Genomic DNA, 13302 nt, shown 5'->3' with positions numbered 1-13302 from the left:
GGAGGTATTATTCTATATGGGAATGATGAATTTTTTAATTTTTTTTAGGATGTTTAGATAAATATGTAAAGAATAATAAAGAATTAACGAATAATTGTTTTTAAAGTGCATGATATTTTTATTTTTTTATCCTATTTTTAAGGCGTAAAAAAACTAATAACTTACAATGAAAACACGCACCACTTTTAAATTTGGGCAGGTATTGCTATTTGCTTTTGGCGCCTTATTACTCTCTTTTCAGTACTCCTGTAAAGATGACCTGACTGAAATGCATAATGAAGCGGCTTTAGAGCAAAGTAACACTAACGCTTATGCCCGTTCATTTTCCGGGGATTCCATCCTTTTGAAAAATCCTTATTCTGTTGAAATCATGAAGACAGCTCTTGAACAGCTAAGAGCTAAAAACCCAAAACAAACTGCTGGATTTGAAGTACGTCCTTCACATCTTTACCTTAAATTCAATCCTAAAAATGAGGATGAAGTAGGGTTGCTGAAGCAGGATTCTACCATCCATTATTTCGATTACAGATTGGATGCTGAATATGCAGAAGGATTTCTTGAAAACAGAGCTCCGGACAGAGACTCTATTCCAGTTTATTATACTGCAGTTCCGGTAGGAAAAGTCCTTCCTGCAGTTGAACATGAAGTTCTGAGCGAGTTGTATATCCCAGAGCAGGATCCTTATTTTTCCGATATTGATGATATTGAACGCTATGAAGTTACTGGAAAGTTAGCCAGTAAAACGGATCTGTTTAATAACCTTTTATACTTAGCTTACGAGCTTACAGGGAATGAAGAAGATCTCCTTACCGATGATTCTACCCCACAGGCAAAATGGATCTTTGGGAAAAAATGGTATCCAAGTGGAAGAATTCAGGTCAAAGATGATATTTTAGATGTAGTACCGGTAACCGGAGCTCAGGTCTTGATGAGGCAGTGGTTTACTGTAGCCCAGGGAATCACAGACGGAAATGGATATTTCTCCACTTCCTCTGTACGTGGAAAAGCAAAATATGTTATCCAATGGGAAAGATATAACTATAGTGTGAGAAACGGATCTATTTTCCAGGCAGAAATGAAAGGGCCCAATGTGAAACAGCAGGCATGGTATCCTGTTATTGATGGAGGAGAAGATGAGTATCACGCTCTGATACACCAGGCAGCACATGATTTCTATTATGGATATAGATTTGGACTGACTTCTCCACCTATGAATAATCATATCTATAATTTTGGAAGACAGAGCCAGATCAAGATTGCAGCCCGCAAGACAGCTCCGTGGGGAGTACCTTCTTCTTATTCTCACATCAGAAGTGAACTTACTTTTGGTTTATCAGCCCAGATCCATATTAAAGCCTATGGAAGATTGTCTGATATGGTATACGGAACAACCATTCATGAATTGAGCCATGCACTGCATTCCATTATAGACAGATCGGCGTATAATGACATTTGCCAGGATTCATTCCTGTCTTTCAATTCTGCAGTTAAAAACCGAAACCGAAGACTGCTTGAAAGCTGGCCAACTACTGTGGAAACTTTAATGACATTAGAAAGGTATAAAAGAATAAGAGGATATGCCGTTTATAGATCTACCGGTTCCAATAACTTCCAGAACCGTACCATCAGTGCCGAAAATCATTATACTTCAGGTGGATATGATATGATTGACGGGCATAATCAGAATGGTATGTATGGAGTAGGATATCCTGCCGACAGAGTGACCGGATATACGGCTTCACAGCTGGAACAGGCTCTTAAAGGGTCTAGAAACTGGTATCAGTGGAGAGATAAAATAAAGAATAACTATTCTAATCCTACCAGTATATATCTGGATGAACTTTTTGCCAACTGGCCGGATTAATCACATTATAAATATTTTCAATAATACCTCTGATTTTTCAGAGGTATTATTATTTTATTTGGTGGCCTAAAATCTTAAAAGGCTTAATTTTAAAGGGATTGGTTGATTTTTTATATATTTGTGTATAGCCAGACTCCCATGAAAATTACCTTTGAAAAATACAATCCTTTCTGGAAAAAACAATTTGAAACAATTAAAAATGAGTTGAAGGACAGTATTGGTTTTTTGAATCCACAAATTGAACATATCGGGAGTACATCCGTGGAAAATTTATCTGCAAAACCTGTGATAGATATTATGATTGGAGTGAAAAATGAAGAGGAGCTGGATAAGATTCCTCCGTTATTGCGGGGACAGGATTATGTTTATTATCAGAAGTATAACGAGGAAATGCCATACCGTCGTTTCTTTATTAAGCTTATAGATCAGCCTCAGAATCTGGGATTTCCGGAAATAATTAATGCTGGAGATGAGATTCCTGAAGGAATTCACGATCATAAGCTTCGTATTGCCCATATTCATGCAATTCCCACTTCCTCTGAACATTGGCTTCGCCATATCGCGTTTCGGGATTACTTGCGGACCCATCCTGACGTGAAAGATGAATATCAGCAACTAAAAGAATATTTGAGTGAAAAAGAATGGCATGACGGGAATGATTATAATGAAGGAAAAGATCCATTTATCAAGAGAGAAGAACGAAAGGCTGTTGAGTGGTATTTGGAACACCGAAAATAAAGAATTAATACAATGAAAAAAGACTTAAAAGAAATCGCAGGCCAATTGGCAAAAACCAAGAGACTGAATGATTTTATAGAATATGGAGGAGTTGCCGCAGCTATTGAAACTACCAACGGAAATGTATATACCGGAATCAGTATAGATACAGCCTGTTCTATGGGATTTTGTGCGGAACACAGTGCTGTGGCTGAAATGCTGAAAAATGGAGAGCATAAGATCAAAGCCGCGGTAGCAGTAGGAAATGATGGCAATGCCGTGCCACCCTGTGGGCGCTGCAGGGAATTGATGAGCCAGCTATCCAAAGAAAACCTCAATGCTGTGATAGAAGTGAAAAACGGAATATTTGTAACCTTAAAAGAATTAATGCCTTACGACTGGAAAGAAGATCTGGAAAGAGAATGGTAATTTTTTTAACTCATAATTTTTTATTAAACCAATGGAATTCAAAACTTTAAAAAATACTAGTGTAGAGGAGCTTTTATCTGTATTTAATCTTTCTTTTTCTGATTATATTGTTCCTTTTCACCTGACAAAAGAGGTACTGGTCTCAAAAATTAATGCTGAAAAAATAGATTTTAACTTATCGGTAGGAGCATTTGAGTCCGATCAGTTGGTAGGATTTATTCTTAATGCTGAAAAAGCAGAAGATAACCAAAGAATAATCTATAATGCCGGAACAGGAGTGGTTCCTGAAAGCAGAGGAAAGGGGCTGGTAAGAAAAATGTATGATTTTATCCTTCCCCTGTTAAAAGACAGAAAAGTTGACACTCTGCTCCTTGAAGTGATTGATGGAAACAAACAGGCAATCAGGGCCTATGAAAACTTAGGGTTTACTATGGTACGGAGACTGCTTTGTTTTAATGGAAATATTAATTTGCAACAGACAGATTCCAATATTGTTATAAAAGAACTGGAAGAATTTCAATGGGACAATCTCCGCTCTTTCTGGGATATTGAACCATCATGGCAGGGTTCTGTTTTTGTCCTTGAAGATATGCGCAAAGACTGTATAGTACTGGGGGCCTATAAAGATGAAAAGCTGGCGGGATATGCTTTTTATAATCCGGCAACAAAGAAAATATACCAAATAGCAATTGATAAAAATCACAGAAGACAAGGAATTGCAACCAGGCTTTTCGAAGCTATTAAAGAGAAAAATAATGGAGAAGCGGTGTCCTTAAATAATGTAGATGAGGTTTCAGAAAGCACCTGTCATTTTCTTAATGAAAGAATAGGTCTTAAAAATTGGGTATCGCAGTTTGAAATGAAACGGCCGGTGTGATAATGTGTATATTTTTAATCAAAAATAAATGGTTTTAATATACTTTTAATCTCTTAAACTTTCCGGGGAGCAGGATAGAATGTAACTTTGCTGAAATTTTTAAAACAATGAAGCGAGGAATACATTTTTTACTGTTGTTTATTTCCTTTACGGTTTTTGCCCAGCAGGCCACTATTGATACAGCCCAGATAACTGTTCCGGGTCGGCAAAATACGATAGAGGCTCAGTCAAAACCTTATGTGATTATGATCTCAACGGATGGTTTTCGATATGATTATGCTAAAAAATACAATGCTGAAAATCTCCTGAAACTCTCTAATAATGGGGTACAGGCAAAGGCGATGATTCCAAGCTATCCAAGTATTACATTTCCTAACCATTGGAGCCTGATCACCGGACTTTATCCTTCTCACCATGGGTTAATAGATAATTTTTTCTACGATTATAAGAGAAAAGAAACTTATGCCATGAGCAATAAGAAAAATGCAGAAGATGGAAGCTGGTATGGCGGAACTCCACTGTGGGGATTAGCCGAAAAACAGGGGATCGTATCTGCTTCTTTAATGTGGGTAGGTTCTGCCAGCGATGCCGGAGGAATGAGACCCAGCTATTATTATCCTTATCATGAGAAATTTACACCTTCTGAAAAAGTAGAGAAAGTAGTAAACTGGCTCAAGTTACCCGAAGATAAAAGACCTCATTTTATTTCATTATATTTTCCGGAAGTAGACGGAAGCGGACATCATTACGGACCCGATACGAAAGAAACCGAAAACGCAGTTCATTTAATTGATCATGCCATTGGTGACCTGGTTCAGAAAGTAAATGATTTAGGCTTAAAAAATGTCAATTTTATTTTTGTTTCCGATCATGGAATGATCAAAGTGGATGGTGGGGCTCCGCTGGAAATTCCAGCTGTACTTTTTGATAAAAACAGGTTCGATTTTTATAATTCCCAGACCTTATTGAGAGTATATGTTAAAAATCCCGCTGAGGTCAAGTCGGTTTATAAAGAACTGAAGGCTCATAAAACAGAAGACTACGAAGTTTACCTGGATAAAAAGCTTCCCAAATATCTCCATTTTGCAACAAGAGATGATCAGTACAACAGAATAGGGCAGATTCTTCTGATCCCGAAAGCACCCAAAATATTCCTTGAGAAAGGAAAGAAAACATCGGTAGGAAAGCATGGTTACAATCCTAGGGTTGTTCCTGAGATGAAAGCAACATTCTATGCCTGGGGGCCTGAATTTAAAAATAATTTAGTAGTAGATGAGTTTGCCAATATCAATGTTTATCCTGTAGTCGCTGAAATTCTAGGATTAAAAATTGACCAGCCTATTGATGGAAAGCTGAAAGTCTTGAAAGAAATATTGAAGGAGAAAAAATAATTGAATCACAATGATTACTTCAAAACCCGTATCGGCGCACCAAAGGTGCGCCGATACGGGTTGATATCCAAATGAATTAAAACTTGGAAGAAAATTCTTTGGCAAAATCCTCCAGCTTTGTATTTCCTGTAACAGGGGATCCATGATCAATGAAATCCTTCTGTACAACACCTGTTCGTATTCCTCTTCCCATTTCAGTATACAGTTCTGCCATATCCTGGGGAAGTCCGGCCTGTAACATTCCGCTGAAAGAATCTTCATCTGAAAATTCTACCCATGGCAGTTCAGGTTTTTCTATGGCAGCTCCCAAGACTTTGGCAAAATCAGAAGCCTTTCTGTTATCACTTACAATATAACGTATGGTATTACCATTTCCTTCTTTTACAAGCTCTTCTGCTGCTGCTTTAGCAATATCGTTAGGATGTACCAGCGGAACTTCAATATTTTCAGGATAGTTACCTCCAATAATTCCTGCATTCTGAATCAAGGGAATATCATTGAAAAAATTAGTATAAAAATACCCGGCTCTTAAAAATGTAAATGAAGTATTTTCTACCTCGTGATATAGTTTTTCAATCTGATGAAGCCCTTTGATAGGTCCGTTCTCTACAGGAGATTCTGCCCCTACACTGCTGAGCATAACAGCTCTTTTTACATGGGCTTTTTTTAATGCTTCGGCATAATTTTTTCCTGCATGAACAGTATGGTCAACGATATTATTTTCGCTGATAGCAGGTGGGGTCATGACGAAAACGGCATCGGCTCCCTCAAATGTTTTGGTAAGGAAATCCGTGTCTGTAATAGATCCGATAGCAGGAAAGGCTCCCAATGATTCTATATTTTGTTTTCTGTCTTCGTTACTGCTGATTACTGTAACGTTATGTCCTTCATTGACTAATTGCTGTGTTAAAGGCTTAGCTACATTTCCTAATGATCCTGTGATGATGATTTTCATATGTAAATTTTTTTATTGTTTTTTAATAGCTATATGTAATCGCTGAATATTAATTAGTCTTGAATAAACTAATCAGGTGTTAGCGATTTTGTAATAAATATTTTTTTATTTCTGAATACAAAGTTATATTTGTACTTACTTTTATGCAAGTACTTACCCTAAAGTATGTAAAAATGACAGCAATTAAAGAAAGTTCAACCATTCAGGAGAATAAAAAAGTACTACAGGATTGTCCTGTAATGTATGTCATGGAAAGGATCGGGGGATTCTGGAAACCTATTATCCTGTTTAACCTTTCCACAGGAGAGAAAAGATACAGCGAGCTGAAAAAAGCAATTCCCGCGGTCACAGAGAAAATGCTGATTCAGCATTTAAAACAGCTGGAAGCAGATGGGCTGATCATCAGAACTGCAAGACCTGTTGTACCCCCTCATGTTACCTATAAACTAAGTGAAGCCGGGCATGGGCTAGGTACGGTGATTGATGCTATGGCAGAATGGGCATTCCAGGATATGGATGGGAAGTATAAATGAGAATATAATGTATAATGTATAATGTATAATGTATAATGTATAATGTATAATGTATAATGTATAATGTATTAGTGATAATCAACCTGTTGTCGTTGGTACAAAGGATATAAAGATTCAATAGGAACGGGCTTTAGCCCGTTTTGGTTTGTATAAAATTCCATTGGCTTTAGCCAAAACCTATAAAAAATAAACAAAAAAGGCTCTTCAATCTGAAGAGCCTTTTCATGTTGTATAGCCAATTACAGAGATTGCATGTCAATCACAAAACGATATCTGACATCACTCTTCAGCGTTATTTAGCAAGCTTTATCAATAAAGATATTTATTCTTGATAATCTACTGTCATTTGTACAAAGGATATAAAGATTCAATAGGAACGGGCTTTAGCCCGTTTTGGTTTGTATAAAATTCCATTGGCTTCAGCCAAAACCTATAAAAAATGAACAAAAAAGGCTCTTCAATCTGAAGAGCCTTTTCATGTTGTATAGTCAATTACAGAGACTGCATGTCAATCACAAAACGATATCTGACATCACTCTTCAGCATTCTTTCATAAGCTTCATTAATTTCCTGCATCTTGATCATTTCAATTTCCGATACAATATTGTGCTCTCCACAGAAATCCAGCATTTCCTGAGTTTCTGCAATACCCCCGATTACAGAACCTGCTACAGATTTTCTTCCCAAAATCATAGGAACAGTATTCAGAATAGGCTCTAAACCTCCCAGATATCCTACAAGTACATGAGTTCCACTGATATTTAAAGTAGTCACATAAGGATTCACATCATGTACATAAGGAACGGTATCAATAATCACATCGAATTTTCCTTTTACAGAATCCATTTGGGCTTCATCTGTAGAAATAATAACGTGGTCAGCTCCCAACTGTTTGGCATCTTCGGTCTTTCCCGGAGTTCTTGAAAATAAAGTCACTTCAGCCCCTAATCCTTTAGCAAGTTTAATTGCCATATGACCTAAACCACCTAAACCTACTACTGCTACCTTAGAGTTCGGACCTACGTTCCAGTGTCTTAAAGGTGACCAGGTAGTAATCCCGGCACATAGAAGTGGTGCTACAGCAGCAAGGTCAAGGTTTTCAGGTACTTTTAATACGTGATCAGAATTGACCACCACTTTCTGAGAATATCCACCGAAAGTATGGCCTCCTAAGTGTTTGTCATGGCCATTATAAGTTCCTGTAAATCCATTCAAACAATACTGTTCAAGATCATGCTGGCAGCTTTCACAGTGGCCACATGAATCCACAATACATCCTACACCTGCCAGATCCCCCACTTTAAACTTGGAAACTTCGCTTCCTACCTTTGTAATCTTTCCTACGATCTCATGTCCCGGAACGGCAGGGTAGATCGTTCCTCCCCAGTCGTTTCTTGCCGTATGAAGGTCAGAGTGACATACTCCACAATATAGAATTTCAATTTCTACATCGGTAGCGGTAATTTCTCTTCTTTCAATATTCATTTCTTTCAGATCTGCTGTGGTAGACTCCGTACCAAAGGCTTTTACTGTAAATGTGTTCATTTGATTAATTAATTTAAGTTAATAAGTTAAGTTTTATAAATTGTTATATTCGTCGTCTGTTACAGGTTCCAGCCATTCTACAATCCCATTTTGGGTATTGACATTAATGGCAATATGTGTCAATTCACTGTCAGGTGCTGCTCCATGCCAGTGGATCACATGTGGAGGGATGTTGACTACATCTCCCGGATGTAAAACCTGGGCAGGTTTGCCTTTTTCCTGGTAAAAACCTTTTCCTGAAGTTACGATTAAAATCTGTCCGCCTCCATGAGAATGCCAGTTATTTCTGCACCCGGGTTCAAAAGTGACATTTCCAATCTGGCAGTTCAGTACATCTTCATTCGGTTTTAAAAGATGAACCCAAGCTGTTCCTCCGAAAAAATAATCGGAAGGAGCTTTTTCTCCTTTCGGAAAAATGTTTGTATTAAAAGTTTCCATAACGATACAAAAGTCGAAACTTTCAGATAAACAAGACTTATACAGATTACCGAATTACTTACCAATTTTACAGACTCAGTATCTGTTCTACAAGAAAGTAGTAATTTTGAATAAGATTTAAATTTATTCAATGGAAAATCAGAAGGTTGATAAAATAAAAAGTGTTTCAGATTATAATAAAATGGTGAATCACGAGACTTTACATCCACTGGTAAGTGTGGTTGATTTTTCAAAATCTGATCCCATTTGTCAGTATAAGAGAACCTATGCATTTTATACCGTTTTTCTTAAAGATGTTATTTGTGGTGATATGTATTATGGGAAACACAGCTATGACTATCAGGAAGGAACGTTGGTTTTCATTGCTCCTGGCCAGGTAAGTGGAGTTACCAATGATGGTAAACCTATTCAGCCGGGAGGATATGCGCTCTTGTTTCATCCGGATTTGATTAAAGGAACCAATCTTGGAAAACATATAAAAGATTATACTTTCTTCTCTTATGATGTGCATGAAGCCCTGCACCTTTCCGAAAAAGAAAGGGAAATCATACTGGAATGTTTTAAAAATATCAAACTTGAGCTGGAACAGTCTATTGATAAGCACAGCAAGTCACTCATTGTTAATAATATTGAGCTGTTTTTAAATTACTGCATGCGTTTTTATGACCGTCAGTTTATTACCAGAGATCATATTAACCAGGGGGTGATCGGAAAATTTGAAGATCTCGTAGATGGATATTTAAAATCTGATAATCCTAAAAATATAGGTTTTCCAATGGTGAACTACTTTGCAGAAAAACTCAATCTCTCAGCCAATTATTTTGGAGACCTTATCAAAAAGGAATTGGGTGTTTCAGCACAGGAATTTATCCATAACAAATTGATTGATGTAGCCAAAGAACAAATCATGGATCAGGAGAAATCGATCAGTGAAATTTCCTATAATCTGGGTTTCAAATATCCACAGCACTTTACCCGGTTATTTAAAACCAAAGTAGGAATTTCTCCCAGTGAATATAAACTTCTGAACTGATTTTCAGTACAGCTATAACACCTATTATGGGGTGGGAATATAATTGTAAAGCAACGCTCAATACCATAAGTATTCTTCTCAATAGTTTGGATGATAGTTTGTTAAGCTTGGTTTTTTTAAAAAAAAATGTGATTTTTCCGGGTTAATAATTTTCAATAATTTTTTATTTTTCATAACTTTAAAATAAAAAGTTTTCAGTGTTAAAATGAAATCACAACCGAATAGAACCCATGTTTTTGAAACCCGTTTTGGAAAAATTATTGCATTAAAACAAAACGGTATTATCAAGGCTAAAAGTATTCGTTATGCCCACTCCGAAAGATTTCAATTACCTGTTCCGGTAGAATCTTCAATATCAGGTATTATTCCTCCTGATAAAACTCCTGTTTGTCCGCAGACATTAAGTCCGCTGGTGGAAAAAATGATTGGAGTGACAGCTGTTGAAACTTTCGAGGCCGACGAATCTACCCAATATCTTTCTGTGACCCGCCCCGAAAATACTGTTGAAAATGAAAAACTTCCTGTAGTTGTCTGGATTCATGGGGGTTCTCATGAAATTGGCTGTGGTGATATGGACACTGCTGATCCCGCAGAATGGGTAAAGGAACAGCATATTATTGTGGTAAATGTTTCATATCGTCTTGGAATCTTTGGCTTTTTAGGAGGAGATGAAAATAGACGTCCGAATCTTGGCCTGTTTGATATCATTGAAGCATTAAAGTGGATCCAAACTCATATTGCTTATTTGGGAGGTGATCCTGAAAACATTACTCTTCTGGGGCAGTCTTCAGGTGGTGATGCGATAGCCCATCTGATGATTTCAGAAGGAACAGATGGCTTATTTCACCGGGTAATTATGCAGAGTGCTCCTTTGGGGCTACGTCATAAAAGACATAAAATGTCCGCTGAATTCCTGAAGAAAACAGAAATACTGAAAGATGAAACCGATGTTTTGAAGATGGTGGAGGAGTACAGGAAATGGGTTCCTTCCGTGTTGAAGTATGGTTTGAAAGCTGCCATGCCATTTGGAACACAATATGGATTCCCGCCCCTGTGCAGAGAAGAAGACGCTGAAACGAAATGGAAAGAAAATGCCGGGAAGTATGATGTTTTGATTGGTTTGAATAACGATGAAACAGCATTTTATCTGAAAACCTCAGAATCTTTAGGCTCCTTTTTCAGGAAGGGCATAGGATTGAAAATAATGAATAAAACAGTTAGGAAAACCACTGAGTTCATCTATGGCCACCCGGCAAAGTTATTTGCAGATAATTATGCAAAAGCAGGAGGAAATGTTTATTTGTTCAGAATTCATTCCTTGTTGAAAGAAAATTATTTGGGAGCACCACACTGTATTGATCTGCCATTAATTTTCGGAAATGAACCAGCGTGGAAACCTTCAGGACTGCTAAAAGATATTCCTTGGGCGTATATTCATGAAAATGGAAAAAAATTAAGAGCGCTCTGGGCAGAATTTGCCCGTACCGGGAAAGTATCTGATACTGCCGAAAGACCTGAAATTCTGGAACTCCGAAAGATGTAGCTATTTATCAATCTTTCAAAATCTCTACTCTTAACAAATGTTCCAACTGAAGACATAAATATTCCGCTTCCCTGGAGGAGTGATGAGAATTCAAAGAATTTTTGACAGGTTGGTCAACTGTATCTTAATTTTTTTTCTGTGAATTATATATGCTAAAGTGCGTTATTGGTATTTATTATTCATTTATAATTATTATTTTTAATGTATATTTAATAAATAAACCATAAAAAATAGTAATTATGAAAACAAACAAAGATTTCAAAGTAAGAAAGCTTACACGTGATGAACTGAAAAGTTTAAAAGCTGGAGATTTAAATTGGGGTAAGGTATGCTGTACTTCCACCGAAGACGGGCAATGTTGTGAATGGGCCACAGATGTTTGGAATTGTAGATACATTTATTGTTAATACCGCCTCTTGATAAAATACAAGGCATACCTGGTTATCGGATCGGATATGCCTTTTTATTTTTCCTGGAAATTGAATCTTATTCTGGAATCCATACACTTACATTGCCTGCCGGAACGGGAAAATCTCCCCAGCCGTTTTCATCAATCAGTACTGTATCTTCAGATCTTTTCAGCAGATCATTAAACTTTTTTCCAGCATACTTTTTTCCTATTTCCATAGGCTTGTTATAGGCTTCCTTATTACTTAGAACAACAGCACATCCCGGATGCTGATCGTCTCCTTCGCGTATCCACCCGAGACAGTTGGCATCTTCGAAATAATCCCGTTGATCACCATATGCATAATTTTTTCTTGCAGTAAGAAGTTCTTCGATACCATCCACTTTAGGCATGAAAATTTCCTGATCATTCCCGGATCCATCTTTATCGGTATAGTGAGCGCCATACAAATCAGGATAAAATATGCAGGGATATCCGTCTTTCCGCAATAAGATCAAAGCATAGGCAATAGGTTTAAACCAGGGTTCTACCGGAGCCTCCAGGTCTTGTAAAGGTTGGGTGTCATGATTGGCAACCAGACTTACGGCATGTAGAGGATCTGCCTGGGTAAGTGTTTCATCAAAAATTCTCCGGAGATCATAAGAATCTCCTTCTTTTGAAGCATTATGAAAATTGTTCTGCAGGGAGCTATCAAAAAGGCTCATGCAGCCTTCCGTTACTTCAATATATTTCTGAAGGAGATGAAGATATCCCGGAGCCCAGTATTCACCTACAGCAAAGATATTTTTTCCTGAATTGGAACGGAGCAAAGTAATCCATTCTTTGTAAAAATCAAAAGAAATATGCTTTAAGGCATCCAGCCTCACTCCATCAAAATCGGTCTGATCAAAATACCATTTAGCCCAATCATTAAGCTCTTCCCGCACAAAAGGATTTCGATGCTCAATGTCATTATACATGAGGTAATCATAATTTCCTTTCTCATCATCTATCATTTCTTCCCAGTCATTTCCATATTCAGACTGTATTTTAAAAATATGGGATTCCATACCTTCAGCATAATCTACTCCGCTGAAACACGTGAAATTCCACTCAAAATCAGAATATTTTTTTCCTCTTCCGGGAAATGTAAATTTGGTATAAGATTCTATTTCAATAATATCAGAAATGATTTTCTCTCTGTTGTTTTCATCTACTTTTACCGCTTTAAATTTTTCAAGCTCGTCACCTCCGGCTTTATGTCCCAGAACAATATCTACAATGATTTCTATATTGTGATTTTTGAGTGCTTTAATGGCCTTTATGTATTCATCTTTGGTACCATATTTTGTAGAGACCGTTCCTTTTTGGTCAAATTCTCCAAGATCATAAAGATCATAGGCATCATATCCCGCAGAATAACCGCCATTGGTTCCTTTGTAGGCAGGGGGAAACCATACAGAAGTGATTCCTAGTTTTTCTAAATATCCGGCCTGTTTTTCTGCTTCTTTCCACAATTTTCCATCACCTTCAGAATACCAGTGGAAAAACTGAATCATTGTTGGGTTCATATATTTGAAGATTTGGTA

At 37.2% G+C, this 13302-nt stretch carries 13 protein-coding genes; 9 read left to right on the top strand and 4 right to left on the bottom strand.

Features of this window, described 5'->3' with window-relative positions; all coding sequences use genetic code 11:
• Positions 1-166: 166 nt before the first annotated feature.
• The 5 genes from B8967_RS08200 to B8967_RS08180 all read left to right on the top strand — a co-directional run bounded on the left by B8967_RS08200 (position 167) and on the right by B8967_RS08180 (position 5278).
• Positions 167-1864: a hypothetical protein gene (locus B8967_RS08200; RefSeq protein ID WP_084085661.1), complete on the top strand. Its 1698-nt coding sequence runs from the start codon at positions 167-169 to the stop codon at positions 1862-1864.
• A gap of 138 nt (positions 1865-2002) precedes the next feature.
• A complete protein-coding gene (locus B8967_RS08195; protein ID WP_084085659.1) occupies positions 2003-2602 on the top strand; it encodes a GrpB family protein in 600 nt (199 codons plus the stop codon).
• A gap of 12 nt (positions 2603-2614) precedes the next feature.
• Entirely contained in the window at positions 2615-3010 is a 396-nt protein-coding gene (locus B8967_RS08190) for a cytidine deaminase family protein (RefSeq protein WP_084085657.1), read from the top strand.
• Positions 3011-3041: 31 nt separating this feature from the next.
• Positions 3042-3887 carry a GNAT family N-acetyltransferase gene (locus tag B8967_RS08185; RefSeq protein WP_084085655.1) on the top strand — a complete coding sequence of 282 codons (846 nt, stop codon included), beginning with the start codon at positions 3042-3044 and terminating at the stop codon, positions 3885-3887.
• 107 nt (positions 3888-3994) lie between these two features.
• The gene (locus tag B8967_RS08180) at positions 3995-5278 is read left to right on the top strand and encodes an alkaline phosphatase family protein (RefSeq protein WP_084085654.1); all 1284 of its coding nucleotides are present in this window, start codon (positions 3995-3997) and stop codon (positions 5276-5278) included.
• Positions 5279-5354: 76 nt separating this feature from the next.
• Here B8967_RS08180 and B8967_RS08175 read toward each other — a convergent pair whose 3' ends face one another.
• Positions 5355-6233, bottom strand: coding sequence for an NAD(P)H-binding protein (locus B8967_RS08175; RefSeq protein WP_084085653.1), 879 nt, complete (start codon positions 6231-6233; stop codon positions 5355-5357).
• A 173-nt stretch (positions 6234-6406) separates the two neighbouring features.
• Between B8967_RS08175 and B8967_RS08170 the strand changes: the two genes are divergently transcribed.
• Positions 6407-6766: a winged helix-turn-helix transcriptional regulator gene (locus tag B8967_RS08170; protein WP_047493638.1), complete on the top strand. Its 360-nt coding sequence runs from the start codon at positions 6407-6409 to the stop codon at positions 6764-6766.
• A 492-nt stretch (positions 6767-7258) separates the two neighbouring features.
• On the opposite strand, the gene B8967_RS08165 is transcribed toward B8967_RS08170, so the two are convergent.
• Complete coding sequence (locus B8967_RS08165; RefSeq protein WP_084085652.1) at positions 7259-8311, bottom strand: NAD(P)-dependent alcohol dehydrogenase; 1053 nt, start codon at positions 8309-8311, stop codon at positions 7259-7261.
• 33 nt (positions 8312-8344) lie between these two features.
• Positions 8345-8749, bottom strand: coding sequence for a cupin domain-containing protein (locus B8967_RS08160; protein ID WP_084085651.1), 405 nt, complete (start codon positions 8747-8749; stop codon positions 8345-8347).
• Positions 8750-8879: 130 nt separating this feature from the next.
• On the opposite strand from B8967_RS08160, the gene B8967_RS08155 reads away from it, so the two are divergent.
• The 3 genes from B8967_RS08155 to B8967_RS22445 all read left to right on the top strand — a co-directional run bounded on the left by B8967_RS08155 (position 8880) and on the right by B8967_RS22445 (position 11732).
• A complete protein-coding gene (locus B8967_RS08155; RefSeq protein WP_047494167.1) occupies positions 8880-9782 on the top strand; it encodes a helix-turn-helix domain-containing protein in 903 nt (300 codons plus the stop codon).
• 205 nt (positions 9783-9987) lie between these two features.
• Complete coding sequence (locus B8967_RS08150; protein ID WP_084085650.1) at positions 9988-11325, top strand: carboxylesterase family protein; 1338 nt, start codon at positions 9988-9990, stop codon at positions 11323-11325.
• Positions 11326-11564: 239 nt separating this feature from the next.
• A complete protein-coding gene (locus B8967_RS22445; protein WP_179140043.1) occupies positions 11565-11732 on the top strand; it encodes a hypothetical protein in 168 nt (55 codons plus the stop codon).
• Positions 11733-11811: 79 nt separating this feature from the next.
• On the opposite strand, the gene B8967_RS08145 is transcribed toward B8967_RS22445, so the two are convergent.
• Positions 11812-13284 carry an alpha-amylase gene (locus tag B8967_RS08145; protein WP_084085649.1) on the bottom strand — a complete coding sequence of 491 codons (1473 nt, stop codon included), beginning with the start codon at positions 13282-13284 and terminating at the stop codon, positions 11812-11814.
• Positions 13285-13302: the final 18 nt, after the last annotated feature.

The sequence above is a fragment of the Chryseobacterium sp. YR221 genome (assembly GCF_900176315.1).
Classification (GTDB): Bacteria; Bacteroidota; Bacteroidia; order Flavobacteriales; family Weeksellaceae; genus Chryseobacterium; species Chryseobacterium rhizosphaerae.
The sequence above is the reverse complement of the archived record's forward strand: the minus strand, read 5'-3'. Positions and strand labels throughout refer to the sequence as shown.

Coding starts and splice junctions, on each gene's coding strand:
- B8967_RS08200 (WP_084085661.1), top strand. CDS start 167: ATGAAAACACGCACCACTTTTAAATTTGGGCAGGTATTGCTATTTGCT.
- B8967_RS08195 (WP_084085659.1), top strand. CDS start 2,003: ATGAAAATTACCTTTGAAAAATACAATCCTTTCTGGAAAAAACAATTT.
- B8967_RS08190 (WP_084085657.1), top strand. CDS start 2,615: ATGAAAAAAGACTTAAAAGAAATCGCAGGCCAATTGGCAAAAACCAAG.
- B8967_RS08185 (WP_084085655.1), top strand. CDS start 3,042: ATGGAATTCAAAACTTTAAAAAATACTAGTGTAGAGGAGCTTTTATCT.
- B8967_RS08180 (WP_084085654.1), top strand. CDS start 3,995: ATGAAGCGAGGAATACATTTTTTACTGTTGTTTATTTCCTTTACGGTT.
- B8967_RS08175 (WP_084085653.1), bottom strand. CDS start 6,233: ATGAAAATCATCATCACAGGATCATTAGGAAATGTAGCTAAGCCTTTA.
- B8967_RS08170 (WP_047493638.1), top strand. CDS start 6,407: ATGACAGCAATTAAAGAAAGTTCAACCATTCAGGAGAATAAAAAAGTA.
- B8967_RS08165 (WP_084085652.1), bottom strand. CDS start 8,311: ATGAACACATTTACAGTAAAAGCCTTTGGTACGGAGTCTACCACAGCA.
- B8967_RS08160 (WP_084085651.1), bottom strand. CDS start 8,749: ATGGAAACTTTTAATACAAACATTTTTCCGAAAGGAGAAAAAGCTCCT.
- B8967_RS08155 (WP_047494167.1), top strand. CDS start 8,880: ATGGAAAATCAGAAGGTTGATAAAATAAAAAGTGTTTCAGATTATAAT.
- B8967_RS08150 (WP_084085650.1), top strand. CDS start 9,988: ATGAAATCACAACCGAATAGAACCCATGTTTTTGAAACCCGTTTTGGA.
- B8967_RS22445 (WP_179140043.1), top strand. CDS start 11,565: ATGAAAACAAACAAAGATTTCAAAGTAAGAAAGCTTACACGTGATGAA.
- B8967_RS08145 (WP_084085649.1), bottom strand. CDS start 13,284: ATGAACCCAACAATGATTCAGTTTTTCCACTGGTATTCTGAAGGTGAT.